The organism is Paraburkholderia fynbosensis (assembly GCF_902859935.1).
GTDB lineage: Bacteria > Pseudomonadota > Gammaproteobacteria > Burkholderiales > Burkholderiaceae > Paraburkholderia > Paraburkholderia fynbosensis.
This window is the reverse complement of record NZ_CADIKI010000004.1, coordinates 147,919-170,680: the sequence shown is the minus strand read 5'-3', so window position 1 is coordinate 170,680 and position 22,762 is coordinate 147,919. Positions and strand designations below refer to the sequence as shown.

The 22,762-nt window shown below is 61.6% G+C and carries 17 protein-coding genes; 7 read left to right on the top strand and 10 right to left on the bottom strand.

The features are described from left to right. Positions 1–36 precede the first annotated feature (36 nt). Both HV770_RS08485 and HV770_RS08480 read left to right on the top strand, forming a co-directional pair. Complete coding sequence (locus tag HV770_RS08485; RefSeq protein WP_175158980.1) at positions 37–789, top strand: hypothetical protein; 753 nt, start codon at positions 37–39, stop codon at positions 787–789. 718 nt (positions 790–1,507) lie between these two features. Next, positions 1,508–3,253: a ShlB/FhaC/HecB family hemolysin secretion/activation protein gene (locus HV770_RS08480; protein WP_175159182.1), complete on the top strand. Its 1,746-nt coding sequence runs from the start codon at positions 1,508–1,510 to the stop codon at positions 3,251–3,253. A gap of 119 nt (positions 3,254–3,372) precedes the next feature. On the opposite strand, the gene HV770_RS08475 is transcribed toward HV770_RS08480, so the two are convergent. The 4 genes from HV770_RS08475 to HV770_RS08460 form a co-directional block, all read right to left on the bottom strand. Next, on the bottom strand, positions 3,373–4,293 hold the full coding sequence (locus tag HV770_RS08475) for a cation diffusion facilitator family transporter (protein WP_175158979.1): 921 nt from the start codon (positions 4,291–4,293) through the stop codon (positions 3,373–3,375). Between the two features lie 161 nt (positions 4,294–4,454). Beyond that, the gene (locus tag HV770_RS08470) at positions 4,455–9,296 is read right to left on the bottom strand and encodes an NAD-glutamate dehydrogenase (protein ID WP_175158978.1); all 4,842 of its coding nucleotides are present in this window, start codon (positions 9,294–9,296) and stop codon (positions 4,455–4,457) included. 157 nt (positions 9,297–9,453) lie between these two features. Next, positions 9,454–10,251, bottom strand: a complete 798-nt coding sequence (locus HV770_RS08465) for an alpha/beta fold hydrolase (RefSeq protein ID WP_175158977.1) — start codon at positions 10,249–10,251, stop codon at positions 9,454–9,456. Then, a complete protein-coding gene (locus HV770_RS08460; protein WP_175159181.1) occupies positions 10,248–11,276 on the bottom strand; it encodes a M14 family zinc carboxypeptidase in 1,029 nt (342 codons plus the stop codon). The genes HV770_RS08465 and HV770_RS08460 overlap by 4 nt, the downstream gene beginning before the upstream one ends. 324 nt (positions 11,277–11,600) lie before the next feature. Between HV770_RS08460 and HV770_RS08455 the strand changes: the two genes are divergently transcribed. From HV770_RS08455 to HV770_RS08445, 3 genes are all read left to right on the top strand, one after another. Then, on the top strand, positions 11,601–12,416 hold the full coding sequence (locus HV770_RS08455; RefSeq protein ID WP_175158976.1) for an IclR family transcriptional regulator: 816 nt from the start codon (positions 11,601–11,603) through the stop codon (positions 12,414–12,416). A gap of 159 nt (positions 12,417–12,575) precedes the next feature. Then, entirely contained in the window at positions 12,576–13,940 is a 1,365-nt protein-coding gene (locus tag HV770_RS08450; protein WP_175158975.1) for an MFS transporter, read from the top strand. A gap of 89 nt (positions 13,941–14,029) precedes the next feature. Continuing rightward, complete coding sequence (locus tag HV770_RS08445) at positions 14,030–14,698, top strand: hypothetical protein (protein WP_175158974.1); 669 nt, start codon at positions 14,030–14,032, stop codon at positions 14,696–14,698. 128 nt (positions 14,699–14,826) lie between these two features. Here HV770_RS08445 and HV770_RS08440 read toward each other — a convergent pair whose 3' ends face one another. The 6 genes from HV770_RS08440 to HV770_RS08415 all read right to left on the bottom strand — a co-directional run bounded on the left by HV770_RS08440 (position 14,827) and on the right by HV770_RS08415 (position 20,185). Continuing rightward, positions 14,827–15,429: a cysteine hydrolase family protein gene (locus HV770_RS08440; RefSeq protein WP_175159180.1), complete on the bottom strand. Its 603-nt coding sequence runs from the start codon at positions 15,427–15,429 to the stop codon at positions 14,827–14,829. Positions 15,430–15,714: 285 nt separating this feature from the next. Beyond that, the gene (locus HV770_RS08435; RefSeq protein ID WP_175158973.1) at positions 15,715–16,125 is read right to left on the bottom strand and encodes a GFA family protein; all 411 of its coding nucleotides are present in this window, start codon (positions 16,123–16,125) and stop codon (positions 15,715–15,717) included. A gap of 158 nt (positions 16,126–16,283) precedes the next feature. After that, the gene (locus tag HV770_RS08430; RefSeq protein ID WP_175158972.1) at positions 16,284–17,528 is read right to left on the bottom strand and encodes a citrate synthase family protein; all 1,245 of its coding nucleotides are present in this window, start codon (positions 17,526–17,528) and stop codon (positions 16,284–16,286) included. Positions 17,529–17,636: 108 nt separating this feature from the next. Beyond that, the gene (locus tag HV770_RS08425; RefSeq protein WP_175158971.1) at positions 17,637–18,029 is read right to left on the bottom strand and encodes a VOC family protein; all 393 of its coding nucleotides are present in this window, start codon (positions 18,027–18,029) and stop codon (positions 17,637–17,639) included. 26 nt (positions 18,030–18,055) lie between these two features. Continuing rightward, positions 18,056–19,372 carry an MFS transporter gene (locus HV770_RS08420; RefSeq protein WP_175158970.1) on the bottom strand — a complete coding sequence of 439 codons (1,317 nt, stop codon included), beginning with the start codon at positions 19,370–19,372 and terminating at the stop codon, positions 18,056–18,058. A 54-nt stretch (positions 19,373–19,426) separates the two neighbouring features. Beyond that, entirely contained in the window at positions 19,427–20,185 is a 759-nt protein-coding gene (locus HV770_RS08415) for an SDR family oxidoreductase (RefSeq protein ID WP_175158969.1), read from the bottom strand. 276 nt (positions 20,186–20,461) lie between these two features. Between HV770_RS08415 and HV770_RS08410 the strand changes: the two genes are divergently transcribed. Next, the gene (locus tag HV770_RS08410; RefSeq protein ID WP_175158968.1) at positions 20,462–21,430 is read left to right on the top strand and encodes a 2-hydroxyacid dehydrogenase; all 969 of its coding nucleotides are present in this window, start codon (positions 20,462–20,464) and stop codon (positions 21,428–21,430) included. 355 nt (positions 21,431–21,785) lie between these two features. After that, positions 21,786–22,622: a DMT family transporter gene (locus HV770_RS08405; protein WP_175158967.1), complete on the top strand. Its 837-nt coding sequence runs from the start codon at positions 21,786–21,788 to the stop codon at positions 22,620–22,622. The last annotated feature ends 140 nt before the right edge of the window (positions 22,623–22,762 follow it).

The window sequence follows — 22,762 nt, the reverse complement described above, 5'->3', positions numbered from 1 at the left end:
GCGGGCGCAGGTCTTGCCTCGAAAATGGCGGACCAGTTGAGCAGCCTTTCGAAGGGTGTAGCTTCGGAAACAGGCTCGGACCTGCTTGGTAACTTGGCCGCGAACGTGGCGGCGGGTGTGGGCGGTGCGCTTGTTGGTGGCACAGCGGGCGCGGCAACGGGTTCGTCCGTAGAGCTGTACAACCAGATGCTAGATCCGAAAAAGAACGCCCTCTCGAAGGTGTGTAATGGTCTGTCGGCCTGCGATCCTTCGCTGGCCATGGCTGCGGTCAATGCGGATGGGGCGAACGCCACCATCGCATCGAACAACATGCAGACGGGTGCCATGTACGGGGTGCCTGCTGTCGCTGTAGTGACGCTCGGACCGGAGGCCGTGACCGCTGCAGTGCTTGCTGGTGGATACGACTATGCAGGAAGCTACGTTAATTACAAGACAGGGGCGAGCCCGGATGCGCCGAACTTTACAAACTCGTACATTGCCGGGATAGTTGGTGGTCTGAGTGCCCCATTTGCGATAGGAGACAAAGCAATCGCCACAATGGGACCGGCCGGAAAGATCGTCGCTAATGGCTACAACGCGCCTGTAAACGGCGTCGCGGCATTCGGCAGCGCGGGCATGACCGGCAATAATCCTGATCTGTCCGCAGGGGTAGCCACCGCGACGACGGGCGCTGGGTCATGGGCAAAAGCAGTGCTACCGTCGCCAATTGGAAATGCTGTCAATCAGATTATGCAGGGTGCTGCTGGACCAATTCAGCAAGCTATTCAGAATTCTCAATCACACAAATGATTATGGAAGCCCAGGCGAGACGTAGGTTCATTACCCGTTACGTAAAGGCATACATTTCCATCTTTGCCGTCATTGCTGTTGTTGTTGCAATATCAGAGCTACGGGGTGTCGGTTGGCGCCCTGCGTTAGCCGGAATACCGATGTATGCCTCGCTTTTTGTGTTGGTTACCTATGCGATGCTGCGGGAACTTCGTCAGATCAGGAAAAGTAACAAGACGGATGAGGGCGAAAATTAATGCTCGAAGCGTTTAGGCGTGCGATTTCGGGAGCTTCTAGGAGAAGTTTTTTACATAGCTGTTGTTCTCGTTACGGTATGTCTGTTTCGGGAAAAACAACTGGAAGGCTATCGCCGGCAAGGTTGCGTTCGTGGCTATTGGGTTCTCCTTTGTCTTTCTTTTCGAGTTGTACAAGGGGTGCAGAACTGCGGCAGGAGAGCCGCAGTCAAATGGTGGACAGATATGGATAAGATTCGCTATCGTCGCTGTGGTGTTTTCAACCATCTATATCGGGTTGGCTGTGTACCTCGCAGTCTTTTCGGGTAACCCCGATGGTTTAGCTTTGCTGTTCCCTTTTTATCTTCTCTTACTGTTTTCGTGCGACTTACCGTTGTTTTGGGAGCTCAGGGATTTGCGCGGAATGGAAAGCGAAGGCGATTCAATTTAACAGGCTTACCAGAAAACATAGGAGTGACTTGTCAGTCGCTCCCTCCTACGACTACATGTTCACCCATGAAAATCAGAAAGAGGCTGGCGGCTCTGCCGCTCAAGCCTTGGTATCTCTCGCGCACTCGCAGCAGACCCCGCCCGACGCAGCAGTCCGTACGAACGCCAAACAGCAACAGCAAGTCGAGCAGCGACGCGACGCGCAGCAGCGCGCGGCGACAGTCGCCGCGCCGGTTGTCCGTTCGGCTGCGCCCGTAGCCGGAGAATGGCCGGTGCTGCCCGTTGAAACGCCGTGTTTCCGACTCGACTCGTTCGCGGTAGAGGTGCCGGATACATTGCCCGAGGCCGACCGCGCAAAGGGCGCGTCCTCACTCCCGATGGACCCGTTCGCGTTCCTGCATGACTGGCTACGGCACTACGAGGGGCAATGCCTCGGCAAACAGGGCCTCGACCTGCTGACCAAGGGCCTGCAAGGCGTCATCCTGAGCCATGGCTACATTACGACGCGCGTCCTCCTGCCGGCGCAGGATCTTTCAAAAGGGACGCTCAGGTTCGCCCTCATACCGGGCGTTATCCGCAATCTGAAGTTTGCCGATGCCAATACGCGCGGAACGCTGAAATCCGCGTTTCCCTCGCAGGACGGCGACACGCTTCAGTTGCGCGACCTTGAGCAGGGTCTCGAACAGATGAAGCGCGTACCGAACCAGGACGCGACCATGCAGATTGTTCCTGGTACGTCGCCCGGCGAGAGCGACGTCGTCGTGACCGTCAAGCGCTCAAAGCCGTGGTCGCTCGTCGTCTCGGCAGACAACTCGGGCACGGAAGAGACGGGTCGTTATATCGGCAATGTGACTCTCGGCCTGTACAACCTCCTCGGCCTGAATGACGTACTGTCGGGGGGCTTCAACCAGGATCTCCAGTTCGGCAATCACGACCTCGGTATGCACGGCTGGAACGCCTCGTATGCCGTGCCGTGGGGCTACTGGACCGGCACGCTCTACGGCTATACGAATACGTACTACCAGCAGGTTGCCGGGGTCAACCAGACGTTCGTATCGAGCGGCAACGCGCAGACGGCTGGCCTAAAACTGGAGCGGGTTCTCCACCGTAGCCAGAACGATGTGACGGGCGTCGAGTTCCAGCTTATCAAGCGGTTCGGCGCGAGCTTTATCGAGGATACCGAAATACCGCAGCAATACCGGGACAATACGTTTATCGAGGCGGGTCTCACTAATCGTCATTACTTCGGCGCCGCGCAGTTCGACGGTACGCTCGCCTACCGCCAGGGTATCGGTGGACTCGGGGCGATGCCCGATACGCCGGGTGGCCCGACCTACCGCTTCAAGATGGCGACGCTCGACGCAAACCTCTCGGTCCCGTTCGTGATAGCCGGTCAGCCCCTTCGTTATGTCGGTACGGTACACGGACAGTTCACCAACGACGAGCTGAACTATATCGACGATCTGACCATCGGTAGCCGCTACACGGTGCGCGGTTTTAGCGGGCAGACGATGCTCGCGGCGGAAAAGGGTTTCTACTGGCGCAACGAACTCCAGTATCCGCTCGGGCAGACGGGGCAGGTTCTCTACGCGGGCCTCGATTACGGCCACCTGTGGGGGCCGTCGGCCGCCTATCTCGCCGGTACGCAACTCGCGGGCACCGCTATCGGCGTGAAGGGTTCGGTCCCGACACGCCTCGGTGCATACAGCTACGACGTATTCGCCGGTACGCCGATCTATGCGCCGTCCGGTTTTCCTGCACCGAGCGTCACGCTCGGCTTCCAGTTAACTGCGCAGTTCTGACAAGCAGTTCATTGACAATGATGTTCCGCACGCGGTGACCGGTTTCAAATAAGCCGTGCTGCTGTATGTTCAAGCACCCGAGCCGGCCGGAAACCACCATGGAATCCGCCGGCTTCGTTTCATGCAGAAGCCGCCCCGCTGCGCGCCACTTCCGGTTCGAAAAACACCCAGCGCACCTGCGGAAACGTCGCCTGCAAATCCTCCTCGATCACGTTGATCGCATCGACCATCGCCCGCCCGCTCGCGTAATCGATCATTTCCGCCTGCACCGCCACCACCACGTGACGTCCCCATTGCAGCGTAATCATATTGACGATGCCGCGAATCTCGGCGCGCGCGCGCAGATGCGCTTCGATCGCGCCGCGCACTTCCGGGCTCGCCGATTCGCCGACGATCATCGACTTCACTTCGCGCGCCACCAGCCACGCGATCATCATCAGCAGCAAGCCGACGCCGATGGAGCCCAACGCGTCCCAAACGGGATTGCCGGTCACCATCGTGAGCAGCACGGCAACGAACGCAATCGCGAGACCGGCGAGAGCGGCGATATCCTCGCCCGCGACGACCAGCAGTTCGGATTCGCGCGTCTCGCGAAACCAGCGCCACATGCCCTTGTCGGGATGCCTCTTGCGGATCTCCTTGAGCGCGCCCCACAACGACAGCGCCTCGAGCACCACCGACACCCCAAGCACCGCCAACGCGACATACGCGAACTGCAACGGCTCGCGCGCGAACAGTCGATGCACGCCTTCATACACGGAAAACGCGCCGCCAACAAAGAACAGCAGCAACGCGACGAGCAGGGAATAGAAGTTGATTTCGCGTCCACGGCCCATCGGATGCAGCGGGCTCGCGGGTCTGCGCGCCTGGCGCAGCCCGAACAGCAGTAACAGTTGATTGCCGCAATCGGCGGTCGAGTGAATGGCTTCGGCGAACATCGAACCGGAGCCCGTGAACGACGCCGCGGCGAACTTGCAGATGGCAATGCCGAGGTTGGCGGCGAGCGCGTAGAAAATGGCTTTCGGCGATTCTTCTTTCATCGTCGGGATGGGGGCCGTGAGTTTGCAGAGTGCTTTCGGTTAGCAAGAATCCGTATTATGGACACGCCGGGCGGGCATGCGTCCAACTCCGGCGTTGTTTGCACCACACTCCTCTGCTCATACTCGACGGCGTCCCCGCCGCCTGCGCGCCGCGCGGCCCCCTAGGCCCGCTCCAGCGCCGCCATTTCACGCACAATCACCAGCAGCATCGACAGACTCGCCCCGCCTGTCGCGCGCAGATCGGTCAGCAGGCGCGTATAGCGTTCGAGCTGAGCGGCACGCTTGTCACGCCATGCGCGCACCAGCGCATCCGGCGTCGACGCGTCGTCCGCGCCGGCCAGCGCGCTCGTGGTCAGCGCGCGTTTGAGCCGTGCGAGTTCGGCCAGCGCGGTCGCGCGCGCAAGCATGTCCCAGTGCGAGGGCGCGGGCAGGGCAGCCGCGCGCTCGCTGATCCAACCGTAGTTCAGCAGCGTGCCGAGTTCGAAATACACCCCCGCCACCAGTTCGAGACTGCGTCCGCATGTCGACGCCACTTCGGCAATGTCGAGCAACGCCGCCGAGATTTCGCCGCTCGCGATCCGCACCGCCAGTTCGCTGTCCACGCCCGCATCGACTAGCACGCGCTGGCGTTCGGACAGCGCTTCGAGATCGGCGGGCGGCAACAGCGCCGGCCATTGCGGCGCGAGCCGCTGCGCCGCGTCGCGGCAACGTGCGAGCAGGCCGGCCATGTCGTCATCGCCGACCGCACCGGATTGCAGATGCCGCAGAAACCACAGCGCCGAACGTTCGACGAGCCGCGCGACTTCGACGAACATGCGCGCCTGCACGTCGTCGGCGACGCGATTGTCGAGCGCGTCGATGCTGCGCCAAACGTCGTCGAGATCGAACACGTCGCGCGCCATGATGCACGCGCGCACGATGTCGCCGGGCTGCGCATCGGTCTCTTCCATCAGCCGATGCACGAACTCGCAGCCGACCCGGTTGACCAATGCGTTGGTCAGATGCGTCGCGAGAATTTCACGGCGCAACGGGTGACGCTGCATCGGCACGCTGAAGCGCTGGCGCAGTGGTTTCGGGAAGTATTCGACGAGCATGTCGCTGACGAGCGGATCTTCCGGCATCGACGAATCGAGCAGCGCGTCGTATAGCCACATCTTGCTGTACGCGAGCAGTACCGCGCGCTCGGGCGTGGTGAGTCCCTGTTTCGCGGCGGCCCGTTCGGCGACTTCGTCATCGGTCGGCAGGAATTCGATCACACGATTCAGGCGCCCCGCGCGTTCGAGGTAGCGCATCAGCCGCGCTTCGGCATCGAGCAGTTCGACACCGTAGCGCCCCGCGATCGACAACGCCTGGGTCTGATAGTAGTTGTCCTGCAAGACGAGCAGGCCGACTTCGTCGGTCATTTCGGCGAGCAGTGCATTGCGCTGTTTCTCGGTCATCTCGCCATCGGCCACCACGAGTCCCAGCAGAATCTTGATGTTGACCTCATGGTCCGAGCAGTCCACGCCAGCGGAATTATCGATTGCATCAGTATTGAGGCGGCCGCCGCGCTGCGCGAATTCGATGCGCCCGAGTTGCGTCAGACCGAGATTGCCGCCTTCGGCCACCACCTTGCAGTGCAGATCGGCGCCGTTCACCCGGATCGCGTCATTCGCGCGATCGCCTACTTGCAGATGGGTTTCGCGGCTCGCCTTCACATAGGTGCCGATGCCGCCGTTATAAAGCAGATCGACCGGCGCCTGCAAAATCGCGCGCATCAGTTCGGCGGGCGCGAGCGCCGACGCGCTGATGCCGAGCACCGACTGCACCGCCGGCGACACCGGGATAGTCTTGGCGCTGCGCGCAAACACGCCACCACCCGCGGAGATCAGCGATGGGTCGTAATCGGCCCAACTCGAACGGTCGAGCATGAAGAGCCGCCCGCGTTCGGCGAGGCTCGCCGCCGGATCGGGATTCGGGTCGAGAAAGATATGCCGGTGATCGAACGCGGCCACCAGTTTGATATGCGGCGACAACAGCATGCCGTTGCCGAACACGTCGCCCGACATATCGCCGACACCCACCACCGTAAAGTCCATCGTCTGCGTATCCACTCCCATTTCGCGGAAGTGTCTCTTGACCGACTCCCATGCGCCGCGCGCGGTGATCGCCATTTTCTTGTGGTCGTAGCCGACCGAGCCGCCCGACGCAAACGCGTCGTCGAGCCAGAAGCCGTACTCCTGCGAGATCGCGTTCGCGTAGTCGGAGAATGTGGCCGTGCCCTTGTCGGCGGCGACGACCAGATACGGATCGTCCGGATCGTGGCGCACCACGTCGGGTGGCGGCACCACGTCGGTGCCCGCGAGGTTGTCGGTCAGATCGAGCAGGCCGCACAAAAAAGTCTGATAACACGCGACGCCCTCACGCATCCACGCATCGCGCTCGCTCTGCGGCGGCGGATTCTTCACGACGAAGCCGCCCTTCGAGCCGACCGGCACGATCACCACGTTCTTGACCATCTGCGCCTTCATCAGGCCGAGCACTTCCGTGCGGAAGTCCTCGCGCCGATCCGACCAGCGCAAACCACCGCGCGCCACGCGGCCGCCGCGCAGGTGCACGCCTTCCACTCGCGGCGAATACACCCAGATCTCGAACATCGGTTTAGGTTCGGGCAAACCGGGCACTTGCGCGGGATCGAATTTGAAGGACAGATAGGGTTTGGGGCGTCCATCGGCGTCAAAGCGATAGTAGTTCGTGCGCCTCGTGGCCCTGATGACGCCGAGAAACTGGCGCAGTATGCGGTCCTCGTCGAGATTGGGCACCTGGTCGAGCGCGCTGTCGATCGTGCGCAGCCAGCCGTCGACGCGCGCCTCGCGCGTGTCGCCAAACACCGGATTGAAGCGCGCGATGAACAGTTCGACCAGCATCCGCGCAATGGCCGGATTGCCGGTCACCGCACGCTCGATATACGCGTCGCTGAACGTCGAGCCGACCTGGCGCAGGTACTTCGCATATGCGCGCAGAATCGTCACCTCGCGCGCATTCAACTGCGCGCGCAGCACGAGACGATTGAAGTCGTCGCTTTCGATCGCGCCGGTCCACACGCGCTCGAACGCCTCTTCGAACAGATCTTTCACGCGTTCGATATCGAACTCCGCATCGTCGGCGAGTTCGAGGCCGAAGTCGTGAATCCACGCGGGCGTGGCGCCCGCCGCCTCGATCAGATAAGGCCGCTCTTCATCGACCCGCACGCCCAGATGTTCGAGCATCGGCAAGCTGCGCGACAGCGCGATCGGCTGCCCCGCGCGATACACCTTGAAGCGGAATGCGCGAGGGCCAGCTTCGATCGGGCGATACAGGTTCATCGCGAGCCGCTCGCTGCCCTGCACGCGTTCGATCAGTTCGATATCTCGCACTGCCGTGCGCGCCGGGTAGTCATCGCGATAGCCAGCCGGAAACGAGCCCGCATAGTGTTGCAGCAGACGGTTGCCCTGCTCTTCGCCGTACGCGTCGAGCAATGCATCCGCGAGATCGTCCTGCCAGCGGCGCGCGACCTGCACGAGCCGCGCCTCCAGTTCGCGCGTGTCGACATCGGGCATGCCGCCCGGTTTCGCATGCACGACGAAGTGAATCCGCGCGAGTGTCGACTCCGACAGCAGTGGCGTGAATTCGACGCTCTCGCCATTGAACGCGGCGGCCAGCAGATTCGCGATGCGTTGCCGCAGGTCTGTGTTGTACTTGTCGCGCGGTACGAACACGAGACACGACACGAACCGATCGAAGCGGTCGCGCCGCACGAACAGGCGCGTGCGCTGATGCTCCTGCAAACGCAGCACGCCGAGCGCGATCTCGTAGAGCTGGTCTTCGTCGGCCTGAAACAGTTCGTCGCGCGGATAGGTTTCGAGCACCGTCACCAGCGATTTCGCCAGATGACCTTTTGGCAGAAAACCGGCGCGTCTCACGATATTCGCGCATTTGCGCCGCACGATCGGAATCTCGGCAGCCGATACGAAATAAGCGGTGGACGTGTAAAGGCCAATGAAGCGCCGCTCGCCGGTCACCTTGCCGTCCGCGCCGGTCAGCTTGATGCCCACGTAGTCGAGATAGCCGGGCCGATGCACGGTGGCCCGCGAATTGGCCTTGGTCAGAAAGATCGGCAACGAACTGGCGATGATCTCGGCCGCCGCCGCCGGCAACGCGGTGACTTCGGCAGCGCCGGCGGGCCGCATCGCGTCGCGCAGAATGCCGAGACCGGAGCCCGGCACGGCGCGCAGGCCGTAGCCGTTGTCCATCTGCACCAGTTCGTAGTCGCGCTGGCCGAGGAAGGTGAAATGATCTGCAATCATCCATTCGAGAAACGCGCGCGCTTCGACACCTTCGGGTCCCGCCTCGCCTGCCTTCATGCCCTTGATCGTCACGCGCGCGAGTTCGACGATGTTCGGCCAGTCCTCGACGGCCGCGCGCACGTCGCGCAGCACGCCGGCGATATCGTCGCGCAGCGCGTCGAGTTTCGCGGCATCGCCGCAACGGTCCACTTCGAAGTGAATGAACGAGGTGAGATGCGAGCGCGTATCGGTGGCTTCTTCCGCGCCCTGGCTGACTCGTGCGATGCCGCCGTCGGGGCCGCGCCAGATGCGAAACACCGGATGCACGACCGAATGCAGCGCGAGCCCCTGCCGGTTCACTGCCATCGACACGGAATCGACGAGAAACGGCATGTCGTCGTTGACGATCTCGATCACAGTGTGATCCGAGTGCCAGCCGTGCTGTTCGAGAATCGGGTTATAGACACGCAACCGTTCGGCGCCTGGCACGAAGCGCTGCGCGGTTTGCCAGTGCGCGAGCGCCGCACCGTACAGATCGGCGATCGAGCGGCTTTGCAGATCGTCGGCGTCGACGAAATCGTAGTAGTGCCGCAGAAAGGGCTCGACGACATTGAAGGTCGGCTCAGGCAGCCGTCCACGCGCAAATTCGGCGACATCGTTTAGCAGGTGCGTAACGGCTTCTTCGTTCTTTGCTTGCATGATCGACTCCCCCGGCTAGCGGCTATGGCGAGTAAGGCGTGATTCACATGCGTCGTCCGAAGAGGAATTATGCGCCTGCCGCCCCGAATCCGGCGACGACCGCAGTTAGGTAATACCCGCTGAACCTCGCGGATGCTGCGGTTGCACAGCCGGCCGCCTAAAGCACGGGTTTCGGTACGGCCTGCGTGGGCGCGTGTTCGGGCGGTTGCGCCGTGTCGAGCCATGCGCGCACCTGTTCGGCTATCCAGCCGGGGTCGTCGTGCGGCAGATCGTGACCGGCCCACGGATGCTCGCGCCGCGGCACAGCCCATGCCGCCGCGAGCTTTGCTGAGCACGCCGGATCGACCAGTCTGTCCGTCCGCGAAGAAAGGATCAGCATTGGAGCACGCGGTGCGGCAGCGGCAGCAGTAAAGCGCGCGGCGGCCCACAACTGCCGTAGCGCATTGCCGCGGCTCACCGGCGCGCTGCGGCGAATCGCGCTCCATGCGTCGAGATCCGCGTCCAGATCGTCGACGCGATTGCAGGTCAGCCGATGAATGCCGCGCTCGACGCGCGGCGCGTCGCTCCAGTGCGAAGCGATACCCAGCACGCCGGGCCATGCCGACGGCCGCAACCGCTCATGCACGCGGCTGAATGGCCGCATGCTGGTATTGATCAATACGAGCCGTTCAATCTCCTCGGGATGCCGCTGCGCCCAGTCCGTCGCCACCATCCCGCCAAGCGACATCGCAAGTACGCGATACGGACCGGGCACCCCGGCGTGCAAAGCAGCACGGCGCACGAAGCCGACCATCTGCGCGACCGAGGCCGGCGAGCGCAAGTGCGCGAATGCGCCGTTGCCGGGCAGATCGATCGGCAGCAGGCCACCGCCGACCGCATCGCGCAGCGCATCGGGCAAGCGGCCCCAGTGGCGCGTTTCGCGCGTCAGGCCGCGCAGCAGAATCCACGCGCTCATACGGCGTCCGGTTTATACCAGTGGTCGATTGCGCTTTGCAGCAGTTGCTCGCGGCGATTGCCTTGCGGCAACCAGCGCTGCGACGAAAAGGCGGCGCGCGCCAGAAAGTCGAGCAGGTTCGCATGACGACGCAACACGCGCGCGGTGCGATGCGCCTTGACCGGGTTGAACATGCCCTGACGCGAAAACAGCTGGCGCGGGTTTTTTTTGATCCAGAGCCATGAGCCGAGTTCGAGGGTCATCGGCAGGAAGATGTTGGGCGCGGGCGCGCGGTCGTACGCGAAGTCCCATAGATCGCCATGCAACAGGTACTGATGGCTCTGTGGTTCGAATGCATAGCCGTGATGCGGATGCGCACGCTCGAACATCGTTTTCAACACGTACATCTCCGGCAAATGCGGCATCGACTTACGGGTTCGCGCGTACGGAAACCAGATGCTGTCGCTCCAGCCGTAACCGGAGTGGCAATCGAGCGCGATGCTCAAAGGCCGCGCGGCCAGTTGCGTTGCGACGACATGCAGCAGCGCGGCAGCTTCCGGCTCCATCGGCTCGCCCTCGCGGCCGCGATACCACGGCAGCCATGGGCCGAGCCGTTGCCCCCCAGCGAGCGGCGGCACGCGGGCGTCGGCGTTCTGCGGCGCATTGCGCATCAGGTCGACACCGTTCGGATTTGCGCGGGTGGCGGACCACATGCCGCCGGGGTTGACGATCGGCATGAAGATCAGACGGATCGATTGCAACTGGCGTACGAGCAACTCGTCCCATTCGAGCCGCGCGAGCAGTGCGCGCATGTAGTCGAGTACGAGTTGGGAGCCGATCCGCTCGAGTCCGTGAATGCCGCCGAAAAACCCGATGGCGGGCGCCTGCGGATCGGTCGAACCAATGCTCGCCGTGTGAACCGCGAATTGCCGGCCACGCACCGTCGTCTCGCAGACCGTGCCGATTTCGAAGCTCGCGCTGCCGTGCTCGAGGATCGACTTGAGGTCGTCGTATTCCGCGAAACTGTCCGGAAGCAGGCTATACATGGCGCGATCGATAGCTTGCGCAAAGAACGCCTGCGCCTTGTCCGGCATGGCCTTCAACCCGGTCATGCATGTCCTGCCTGGTTCCTGGCATCGATATCTCCGTGTGCTCGCTGACGTCCGCGGCGCGAGAGGCATCGTATCAAATCCGGAGCATCGAAAGATGCCCGCAGGCAGGCCGGACCACAAACCGAATTGCCTCGCTGACCATGATTTCGAAAAGTATTTGCGTTTTGGAAAGACTTTCCACTAATATGGGCCCTGTGCCGGATCGGCGCGTCATCGGGATGCGCCTGACCGAAAGCCGTGGATTCAAGGTGACAAGCAATGAGCGCCGTAGCCGAACGCATCCTTCGTGTGTTGGAAGACCTCGCCAATGCGCCCGAGGGCAAAACGCTTTCAGAACTTTCGACTGCCCTCGATCTGCCGGTGAGTGCAACTCATCGGCTGCTCGCGGACCTCGTCGATCAAGGCTATGTGCGAAAGGACGAACGGCGTGGCGAATTCTCGCTGACCATGAAGATGCCGTCGCTGGGTCTGCGCTTTCTGAGCGCCGGTGGCGTGGTGGACGTCGCGCAGCCAATTCTGGAGCGGCTTGCCGCGACATCGGGTGAACTGATCCGCCTTGCCATCGTGGATGGTGAGCAGCTCATTTACGTTGCCAAGGCGCAAGGCGCGCGCCAGGGCATTCGCTACGATCCCGAGATGGGCCGCGCGGTCACCCTTTCGTGCAGCGCGGCCGGCATGATCTGGCTCGCGGGCAAGAGCGAGGAAGATGCATTCAGGCTCGTATCGCAACAAGGTTTCGGTATGCCGGCCGACTTCGGTCCGCGCGCGCCGACGACCTTCAAAGCCCTGCTGCCCATGATCAAACTCGCACGCAAAAACGGCTACGCGACGACGCAGGACATGTTTTTGCCCGCCATGAGTTCCATGGCCACGCCGGTGCACGCGGCAAACGGCGAGGTACGCGCGATCCTGATCATCGCCGGACCGATGTCGCGCCTGACAGACGAACGAATGAAAGAACTGGTTCCCGCACTCATGTCGACCGCGACGGAACTCTCCGAGGCAAGCGGAGTATCGCCGATGCTCAAACAGGCGCTGCACAACGCGAGCCACACGGAGAGTGCCGGACGCTGAAGCGGCCGTTTTCGGCGCGCGGTTTGTTCAATCCCATTCGGGACTGCAGCAAGGCGAAATGATCTTCGTCTTCGCCTCGGCCTTACATTTAGTATGTCGAAGTAAAAATCAGCTCAAATAAATGGCCAATCGCCTATTTCACAACAGCAGGAGACACGCATGAACGACGTTACCGACAAAGGTGCTTCGCATTCCATGGCTAACCGGGCGGTCAGCGCAGCCACGCTGGGTACGGCGCTCGAATGGTTCGATTTCACGCTCTACGGAGCGGTCGCGGCAACCATATTGCCAAAGCTGTTCTTTCCGGCCATGGATTCGAATTCGGCCACGCTCGCTTCGCTCGCGACTTTCAGCGTCGGATTGGCGGCGCGCCCGCTCGGCGCGATCATCTGCGGTTACTTCGGAGACAAGGTCGGCCGTCGTAACCTGATGCTCGGCACTGTATCGGTGATGGGGCTCACGTCGGTGCTGATGGGGCTATTGCCAACGTATGCGCAAATCGGCGTCTACGCCCCCTTGCTGCTGGTGATTCTGCGAATCATCCAGGGCTTCGCGCTCGGCGGCGAGTCGACCGGCGGTCAACTCATGGCGCTCGAACATGCGCCGGCAGACCGGCGGGGCAAGTACTCGGGTTTGATAGGCATGTGCGCGCCGCTTAGCCAGATTCTCGCCAATGCAGTACTCCTGCTGCTTTCATCGACGATGACTGCCGCCGCCTTTACGAGCTACGGTTGGCGTATTCCTTTCGTCCTGAGCTTTGTCCTCGTGCTGGTGGGCATTTATATCCGGTTGCGAGTGGCCGAGACGCCCGCGTTCGTCAAGATGCAACAATCTTCGATCGCCAAGGTTGGAAGTCCGTTACGGGACGCATTCCGCCTGCACTACAAGACGATCTTGCGCATGATGCTGTTCTTTTGTGGACCGACCGCGCTGTTCTATCTCGCCGTCGTGTTCACGTTGAGCTATCTGACCAACACCCTCGGCGTACCCAAGCAGACCGGCTTCATGTTGCTGATGATCGCCAATGCATGCGCTATCGTGGGTTCGATCGGCGGCGGTTTGCTCAGCGACCGGATCGGCCGCAAGCGCGCATTGTTGCTCGCGTCGGCCGCGACGTTCGTGATCATGATGTTCTATTTTCAGGTGCTCGCCACGCGCAGCTTCGTGCCGATGGCGATTGCCATGGGCCTTTTCATGGCTTTCACCCAGGTCCAGACAGGCATTCAACCGGTCGCTTTTGCTGAAGTGTTTCCCACCAATGTCCGCTATTCCGGTTCGGCGCTTGCTTTCACTGGCGCGAGCCTGTTCGCGGGCGGCCCAATTCCGGTTGTCGCTACGTGGCTGCTGCATCTGGGCAACGGCTCACCTTGGGCACTCGTCGCGCTGGTCGGGGCGCTCAATATCCTGTCGTTCTGCATGATCGCAATCGGACCGGAGACCGCAGGCATCGACATGAATCGCCTTGATTCGGCGGCTGAGATTGCCGGCGTGCATGAACCTGTCTCGCGCCAGGCCACCTACTGATCCTCACACAGGAAAAGGGCCGCGCGCATTTTCCTGAACGGCGTCACACATACCCACCCTCTTCCGAGAAGCAACCAGCGAGAACGCAGATGACCAACGAAGCAACCGGTTTGCTCGCGATCTGGAGCACGATCGCCTCCGAGTCTGAAACCGACTACATGCACTGGCTTACACGGGAACACGTCTTCGAGCGCGTAAGCGTACCCGGCTTTCGATCCGGCCGGGTTCTCAAACGACGTGGCAGCCGGCCGTCGGAGTACGTGATGCTCTACGATCTCGACAACGCGGACGTGATGTCGAGCCCCGGGTACCTCGAACGACTGAACGATCCCACTCCGTGGACGCGGCGAATCATGCCTACACTGGAGCAGTTTCGTCGAGGGGGAGGCGTCATTTCCGCGCAAGGCGGCAACCCTGCCGGACACGGTGGCCGCGTTGCCATCGCTCGCTTCGAGGGCGCCCTGCCGGATTCATTGCGCGGCAATCAAGGACGCGAACTGGTGAACAGGCTGGCAAAAAACGACTGGATCGCGAACGTCCAGATAATGACCGTGAAAAACGACGCGACGTCGATTGCCACACAGGAAAAGTCGATGCGCCGAAGTTCGGAAGGAGAATTCGCGGGTCTCCTCGTGATCGAAGCGCTCGATTCGGATTCGCTTGATCGAGCGATTGCGCTCGCGAGTGAATCGGGCGATATAACGCCCGATAGCTTCGCTTCATATGATCTTGTTTTCGTCTGTACTGCGCAGCAGTAGGTTGCGAGGCTTTGGGGAGGCTTTCGGTGCCGCCACCGAATCGCTTGACGACTCACCGGATCTCGGTTCGTTGATTCGGTTCAAGCGATCCGTATTCACATCCCAAAGCCGGCGTAGGCCAACCTGCGCTAGCCAAGCAACAACAAGGCATCCGCGAGCGAGAGCACCGTCGTGCGCGAATCGAACGCCGTAGCAAAAAGATGTTCGTGCACGACCTGATCCGGGTCGTAGCAACAATCCTTGACCGTGACCAGGCGGAAGTCCGCATCGCTCGCGTACGCGACCGACGAGAGCACGACACCGGTCGACGCAATGCCTACCATGAGCAGCGTATCGATACCTTGCGCGGAAAGCCGAACCTGCAAGTCAGTGCCAAAGAACACGCTCGCACGATGCGCAATGATGACCGGTTCGGTGGCCTGCGGGCCGAGTTCCGGCGAGATCTGGTCGTCGACGAATAGACCCAGTTGCTTGATCCCCTGCCCATTCCTGTTCAACGGACTGACTTCCGGATAGCCCGGACTAAAGTGGATCTTGGCGAAATAGACGCTGACACCTTTGGCCCGCGCAGCATCACATAGCTTGCGCGTATTGGCTAGCAACGTGGGCGCGACCGAGGGAAATAACTCGAGGATGTCGGTCTGATAATGCATGACCACCAGAGCGGTTCGGGCTGGAACAATCGCTGGAATCTGCATGTTCACGCTTCGCGCCGCGGCGGCGCCTCCCATGCCTTGTTGACGGTCCGCCGGAGCGACGGATTCAGATTCGATGCGTGTCGACATAAGGGCTACGCGACAATGAAAGACGTTCGACTCTACCACGACCACCATAAAGTAAAGTTTCAGGAAAAGAACTACGGCAACTTTAGCCGATTCAATCAACGGCGAATCGATCGAGCGTCTGTTTGTCACTCGTTCGGCATTGCACGACATCTAATGAAACTGACAGCGCAGACCACGGGTCTGCAGAATGATTGGCCCCCTGCGGAAAGCCGGCATTTTTGATTGTGTCGGTCAGGGAGCCCTTCCCCAATGTTGAGGAATCTCCGATTGGTTGCCGTCCAGCTCATTGCGTTCAGATGTGAATTGAACGAATTCGGCCTTGAACCGTGAAGGATCATCAAGCGTTCCGGCATAGATGGTCACGATCTCCGGTGCGTGACGCGGTGTTCCAAATAGGAGGCTGCCACAGTGAGCGCAAAAATTGCGCGTTGTCGGCATCCCGCTGCCGCCGATCGTCGTATAAGGCTTAATCTCGCCTGTGAATGAGAAGTCTGCGGCTCTCACTACAACGACAGGCAATCCTGCCGAGCCCGAAGCGCGCTGACAATCCCGGCAGTGACAGATAAGCTGTGCAAGTGAGGCGCCCCGAGCTTCGTATTGCACCGCGCCGCAAAGGCAGCACCCCTTCCAAGGGTTCGACATGGATCTTCTCCGGTAGAAGTGATCTGGCGATCTGTTCGGCGGGAAGATGGGACGCCATCCTTTACATCGCGCCGATACGCGTTCCCGTGAGACGAAAATCTACGTAATCTTTTAAAGGTGGTGACTGATGCCGAGCGCAAACCCAGCTCCACCTTCCTTCAACGCTCAACCACCTTAAACACGCGATTCCTGTCCAGCGTAACCGGATCGATCGCATTACCGCCGTCTTCCGCCGGCAGCGCGGAACCCGCATCCTCCAACGCGCGCCCGGTATAGCGACCTCGTGGCCGTATTACCTTGCCCACCCGCAACTGCTCGATAGAATGCGCGAGCAGTCCCACGCTGCGCGCCGTTGCAAACAGCGCGAACGACGCATCGCGCGGCAACGCCAGTTGCGCCGCCAACGTAGCCAGCGCAACGTCGATATTCGGCTTGAGCCCGGTCAACGCCACCACCTTGTCGATGAAAGACGTGATCTCGCGCGGCGGATCCAGTACTTCGAGCAATGCGCTCGCCCGCGGATCGCCGTCGGGATACAGGTGATGCCCGAATCCCGGAATTGGAATGGCCGACTGCAAATGATGGGCAACGACCTGATCCGCACCGAGTCTTCCGACGTCGTCGAACACGGCCCGCACGCGGCCAGACGCATCGCCGTGCAAAGGCCCTGAAACAGTCGCGAGTCCCGTGAGCAGGCAACCCGGCAACGATGCGCCGGTGGAGGCGGTAATCCTCGCGGCGAACGCCGAACTCGTCATCTCATGGTCGGCCACGAGAACCATGGCCCTGCGGATGAGTTCGGCGCCGTCGCGGTCCTGGCCCCAACCGAGCGCGAGCCGTTCATGTGTCAGTCGTGCAGTCGTGTCACATCGCGCGCCAAACGCTTGCGCAATGAGCGCCACGAGCCGGCCGGCCTCGACATGCAGTGCGCTGTCGGTGCGTCCGAGGGTCGAGTGCCCGCAGGCCGCGAGCGCCGCCAGCGACGTGAACGCGCATTGCCTGCCGCGTTCGTCACCCTGCAGCGGCAAATCCCCAATGTCGAAGGAAACGGACGCGCGCGCATTCCAGAGAATGGCGGCCACGTCCTCTAGCGTCGCCGTTTCCGCAAGCCGGATGGTGTCCCGTCCCCGGTAATACGGCCGCCCCTTCGAGAAGGCAGTGATGCCGCTGTAAATGCAGGGCTCCGCGCCGAATATCGTCCCGGCGGCGAGCGCCTCACGCTTGCGCCCCACCTGCTTCTTGCGGCACAAACCGGCGACGTCCTCGGCACGATAGAGGCTCTTGCGCGGGTCGTGTGGATCCGGCATGACGGCGATCGTGCCGCGACTTACGTAGGCATAAATGGTCTGCGGGCGCACTCCGAGTTGTCGAGCCGCTTCAGTCAGAGTGATCCAGTTTTGCATGGGGTGGCGCGTGCGGTGATGCGGTGGAACGGAAAGCGTGGCGGTCACGATGCGGACCGCGCCTCGCAAGCGAGCGCGATCCGACTCAGCGTCAATACTGACGTCTTTTCAGGTAAAAGTCATCTCCGCGGGCCGTCGCTCCAGGATTTCGACCAGGATGTCGCCCGGTGATCGCACGAAGCACGCTCTTACACCGGCCCGAACCTGCTTGACCGGCTCGACGATTTCCGCGTCGCAATCCAGCAGGTGCGCGAACGCGGCATCGAGATCATCCACGGTCACCCCGAAATGATCGATGCCCTGCTTGCGCTCGCCATGAGCAGGCCGCGCGGTTGGCGCGCTCGCCACTGGTGTGATGAACAGGTTGATGCCGCCGATGCGTAAATCCACCCGTCCCGGGCGCCGCACGATTTCGGCGTTCAAGCAGCGTGCAAACCATGCGGCGGTCGCCTCGGCGTCCGCCGAACACAATTGCAGATGGTCCCACTTGAATTCAATCATTCGATTTCACCGGAAAGTCAAAAGCATCACAGTTCGATGCGGGAAAGCTTCCCCAGCAGCACGGAGTACGACAGCGTGCCGAGCAGGCATATCGCGCCCATCAGATTGAGGGCCCAATAGAAGTGGCCCGTGTGCTGGGTGATGTAGCCGATCATGAGCGGCGTGGTGACGCCCGCGATATTGGCCGCGAGGCTGGTGATACTGCTGGTCAGTCCCACGTACTGTCGCGGTGCGATTTCAGAGACCGCGGCCCACGACATGGACCCGACACCTTGCGCGAAGAACGCAACGGTCAGGATGGCGATCACCACTTCGTTCGACTCGACGAAATTCACGAGCACGATCGACGCGCCGAGCAGCGTGCCTATGATCAACGGAGCCTTGCGCGCGGTGGAAATCGACACCCCGCGCCGGATGAAAAAGTCCGACAGGGAGCCCGCAGCGAGAATCCCGATCGTCGCGCCGATAAAAGGCAGTGCCTGGAAAATGCCGACCTTGATCATCGACATGTGGCGCGCTTCGATCAGATACGTCATGAACCACGTGGTGAAGAAGACCAGCAGGGTGTTATTGCAGAACTTCCCGAGACAGATGGCGAGAATCTGCCGATAGCTGAGCAGCTTGAGCGCCATGCGCCAGTCGAACTTCTCGCGCGGCTTGCGCGCGGCCGTGGAGCCTTCATTGATGTATTCCATCTCGGCGGCATTCACGCCGGCGTGGCGATGCGGATCGCGATAAACCCAATACCAGATCAGACTGAACAGAATGCCGAAGCCGCCCGTAACGAAAAACACCGTACGCCAACCGTACGCGGCGGAGATCCACAACAACAGGCCGGTAAACAAGGGCGTTCCGATGTATTGCCCCATCACGTAGACGCTGGTTGCGAAGCCGCGTTCCCGGGCGGGAAACCACAACGTCACGGCGCGCGCGTTCGAAGGAAACGCGGGGGCTTCCATTGCGCCGGTGGCGAGCCGCGAGCCGAGCAGCATGTGATAGCCGGTCGCGAGGCCTTGCGTCAGCGTGGCGAACGACCAGCCGACAAGTGACAGCGCATAGGCGAGGCGCGAACCGAGAACGTCGGTCAGCACGCCGCCGGGCACGAGCGCGATCGAATAGGCGAAGCCGAATGCCGCGAATAGCTCGCCCATCTGCATCTTGTTGAGCGAGAGGCTCTTCGACAGGCTCGGCGCAACGATGCCCAGCGCCGACCGGTCCACATAATTGAGGATGGTGGCGACGAGCAACATCGAGAGCACGACGTAGCGCACCCTCGTGCGTTTCGTGGAATCCGCGTACGCCGGGTTTCGCGCCGCTAATGTTTGTTCCTCTACGACTTTCATCGGTGTCTCCATGACATGAGCCTGCTGTTTTTTTATATTTGGCGCAAGGTCAACTTATCCGCGGCCGACGAACGGCATCGCGCTCGCCATGATGGTCATATTGAGCACATTGGCCTCGAGCGGGAGGCTGGCCATATGCACGACCGCGTTCGCCACGTGCGTCACGTCCATTCGGGCTTCGGGCGCCACGCGTCCGTCGGCTTGCAGTACGCCGCGATTCATGCGTTCCGTGAGAGAGGTGGCTGCGTTGCCGATATCGATTTGGCCGCAGGCAATGTTGAATGCACGTCCGTCCAGCGCAATCGATTTAGTGATGCCGGTGACCGCATGTTTCGTGGCTGAATAGGCGATGGTATGCGGCCTCGGCGAGTGAGCGGAGATCGATCCATTGTTGATGATGCGTCCGCCTTGAGGCGATTGCGCCTTCATCAAACGATAAGCAGCCCGAGCGCATAAAAACACGCCGGTCAGATTGGTGGCCACGACATCGTTCCAGAAATCGACCTCGTAGTCTTCGAGCGGCACGGCCCCCGCGTTACGGCCCGCATTGTTGAAGAGCACGTCGAGCCGGCCGAATGCCTGGGCGATCTGCGAGAACGCGTGCTCGACCGATGCCGCATCGGCAACGTCGGCCTGAAATACTTGCGCTTCTCCACCGGCCATACCGATTGCTTCTTTCGTTTCCAGCAGCGGCTCGGCTCTGCGCCCAATCAGCGCGACAGTGAACCCGGCGTTGGCGAGCGCCACAGCGGCAGCGCGGCCGATACCGGACCCGGCGCCCGTCACAGCGGCGAACTTCTTCGATGCAGGCATTTCACTTCCTCCGGCAATTCAATTGAACACGGAAGGAGAGTTGCATCCACGACGGGGGCGAGCAATCTTGATTCATTGAATCAACATCTGAGCGCCCTACCGATGGGGTTCGCATTAGGGTTTTCCTGATACGCAAGTTGCCGGCAACACGACGCAGGGTGCGTCGGAACGAACAGGAGACGCATCACGTTCAATAAGTTGATTCATCGAATCAACATTGACGGCCTCCTCAGGGGTTTCGTAGTCTCTCGACGTCTGTCCATCCAAGGAAAAACCATGCTGGAAAATCACCGCACCAGGCTGTTGATTGCGCGAAAGGTCCCCACTGCCGTGGCGAATCGCGCCGAGACCGAATTCCATGCCTTCGTGACCGAGTCCGATATGGACTCGTGGTCTGTCGTCGACTTTTGCAAGAAGCACGAGGTGCCGGCCATACTGATCGGTAAAAAATCGGGTTTGCAGGCGGAACACATCGCCGCGCTGCCCTCGACGGTGAAGATCATCGCGAACGCGAGCGCAGGCTTCGATCACATGGACGTGGCCGCCGCCCGCGAAAGAGGCATCGTCGTCACGAACGCACCCGACGCGTTGACCGAATGCACGGCCGATTTCTCCATGCTGCTCGTGCTGGCGGCCTGCCGCCGCGCGTCGGAATACGAGCGAATCATGCGTAACGGCTGGGGCAAATCGTTCGGCATGACCGAGATGCTCGGTACGCGGGTGAATGGCAAGACGCTCGGCATCGTCGGATTCGGGCGGATCGGCCGGGCGGTTGCGAAGCGTGCGCAAGGCTTCGGCATGCGCGTGATCTACACGGACATCAGCCGCGCGCCGGCATCGCTGGAAAATGGCGCGACGTTTTACGCGAGCCTCGATGAAATGCTGCCGCACTGCCAGGTGCTGACGCTGCACGTGCCGGGCGGCGGTGTCCCGCTGATGACTAAAAAAGAATTTCAGCGCCTGCCCAAGGGCGCGGTTTTCGTCAACGCGGCACGTGGCGGGCTAGTGGACGAAGATGCGCTCTATGAAGCGCTGACATCGGGGCATCTGTTCAGCGCGGGTCTGGACGTCTACCGGAACGAGCCCAATGTCGACCAGCGCTTCGCAGAACTCGACAACGTGTTCCTGACGCCCCATATGGCGAGCGCCACGATGGAGACGCGCGACCAGATGGGTTTTACGGCACTGGACAATGTCGCCGCGGTGCTGGATGGGCGGGCTGCCTTGAATCCGGTCTCAAGCTAACCTTGCGCCGAATCAGAGCCCGCAATGCGCGAGTGGAGAGAGCATGTTTCGACCACTCGCCGATCGCAAGCACAGTAGGTAATGGTGGCCGGGCGGTCTGGCGAAGCGGGCGCGGGCAGCGCGCGGTACGAGCATCGTCTACCCCTGCCCCCTCGCCGCAGCAACCGCCGCCGCACGCCAATGCCAACTGATCGCACACCCCCGCCTCACTTTATCTCACGCCATAAATCGCCGCGTTTCTCCACATAAAGCCCCTTCGCTTTAGTCGTCCACTCCTGCGTTCCCGCGTTCTGCTGGAATAATCACCGGCTTGCGGCCGGCGTCCCGGTCTTTCCTCCCCCTTCCCTGGTAGTCGATGGAACCCTTTGTCGTCCTGCTGGTGCTGTTCTCCGCGCTGCTTCACGCCACCTGGAACGCGTTTCTGCATCTCTCCGGAGACCGCATCTGGCTGCTCGGCATGATGGCGATACCGTATGTGGTTATCAGCGCGGTCGGCGTGATCGTGCTGCCGATGCCTGCGCCGGCCGCGTGGCCGTACATCTGCGCGTCGGTAGTGCTGGAGTGCGGCTATCTGCTCGCGCTGATCCGCGCGTACCAAAGCGGCGACTTCGGCCAGATCTATCCAATTGCGCGCGGCCTGTCGCCGATGCTCGTGTTCGTCGGCGCGCTGGTGTTCGCCCACGAGGCGCTCAAGCCGCTGGCCGCGATCGGGGTGGCGCTGGTATCGCTCGGCATCGTCTCGCTGGCGTTTCGGCGCGGCATGCGCTTTTCCGGCGAGAGCGTGCCGTTCGCGCTGCTGACCGGACTCTTCATCTCCACCTATTCGGTGGTCGACGGCATCGGTGCGCGCGTGGCGGGCAACGGCCTGAGTTACATCATGTGGGTCTATCTGCTTTGGAACATCCCGCAGTTTCTGCTCGCCTGGCATTGGCGCGGCGGCGCCAAAGGACTGTTCATCGGCCGGACGGTGGTGCTCAAGGGCATGACGGCGGGCGTGCTCGCGCTGGCCGCGTATTGCCTGATCATCGAGGCTTACCGCTATCTGCCGATCGCAATGGTCTCCGCGCTGCGCGAGTTGAGTTCGATCTTCGCGGTGCTGATCGGCTGGCTGTTCATGCACGAGAAGCTGACCGCGCGGCGCATCGTGGCATGCGCACTCGTGACGCTCGGCGCTGTGTTGATTCGGATATGACGGGTGCCGGCGCGGCGATGCGTGGCGCGTGGCGCGATGCGTTGCGATGAGACTGCCTTGAAGCCTCATGGATGACTTGACGAAGGCGCTTTGTATGGCGCGTTAAAGGAGACGTGCGACGTTACGCCCAGCTCGGCCAA

Coding starts and splice junctions, on each gene's coding strand:
- HV770_RS08480 (WP_175159182.1), top strand. CDS start 1,508: ATGTTCACCCATGAAAATCAGAAAGAGGCTGGCGGCTCTGCCGCTCAA.
- HV770_RS08475 (WP_175158979.1), bottom strand. CDS start 4,293: ATGAAAGAAGAATCGCCGAAAGCCATTTTCTACGCGCTCGCCGCCAAC.
- HV770_RS08470 (WP_175158978.1), bottom strand. CDS start 9,296: ATGCAAGCAAAGAACGAAGAAGCCGTTACGCACCTGCTAAACGATGTC.
- HV770_RS08465 (WP_175158977.1), bottom strand. CDS start 10,251: ATGAGCGCGTGGATTCTGCTGCGCGGCCTGACGCGCGAAACGCGCCAC.
- HV770_RS08460 (WP_175159181.1), bottom strand. CDS start 11,276: ATGTATAGCCTGCTTCCGGACAGTTTCGCGGAATACGACGACCTCAAG.
- HV770_RS08455 (WP_175158976.1), top strand. CDS start 11,601: ATGAGCGCCGTAGCCGAACGCATCCTTCGTGTGTTGGAAGACCTCGCC.
- HV770_RS08450 (WP_175158975.1), top strand. CDS start 12,576: ATGAACGACGTTACCGACAAAGGTGCTTCGCATTCCATGGCTAACCGG.
- HV770_RS08445 (WP_175158974.1), top strand. CDS start 14,030: ATGACCAACGAAGCAACCGGTTTGCTCGCGATCTGGAGCACGATCGCC.
- HV770_RS08440 (WP_175159180.1), bottom strand. CDS start 15,429: ATGGGAGGCGCCGCCGCGGCGCGAAGCGTGAACATGCAGATTCCAGCG.
- HV770_RS08435 (WP_175158973.1), bottom strand. CDS start 16,125: ATGTCGAACCCTTGGAAGGGGTGCTGCCTTTGCGGCGCGGTGCAATAC.
- HV770_RS08430 (WP_175158972.1), bottom strand. CDS start 17,528: ATGCAAAACTGGATCACTCTGACTGAAGCGGCTCGACAACTCGGAGTG.
- HV770_RS08425 (WP_175158971.1), bottom strand. CDS start 18,029: ATGATTGAATTCAAGTGGGACCATCTGCAATTGTGTTCGGCGGACGCC.
- HV770_RS08420 (WP_175158970.1), bottom strand. CDS start 19,372: ATGAAAGTCGTAGAGGAACAAACATTAGCGGCGCGAAACCCGGCGTAC.
- HV770_RS08415 (WP_175158969.1), bottom strand. CDS start 20,185: ATGCCTGCATCGAAGAAGTTCGCCGCTGTGACGGGCGCCGGGTCCGGT.
- HV770_RS08410 (WP_175158968.1), top strand. CDS start 20,462: ATGCTGGAAAATCACCGCACCAGGCTGTTGATTGCGCGAAAGGTCCCC.
- HV770_RS08405 (WP_175158967.1), top strand. CDS start 21,786: ATGGAACCCTTTGTCGTCCTGCTGGTGCTGTTCTCCGCGCTGCTTCAC.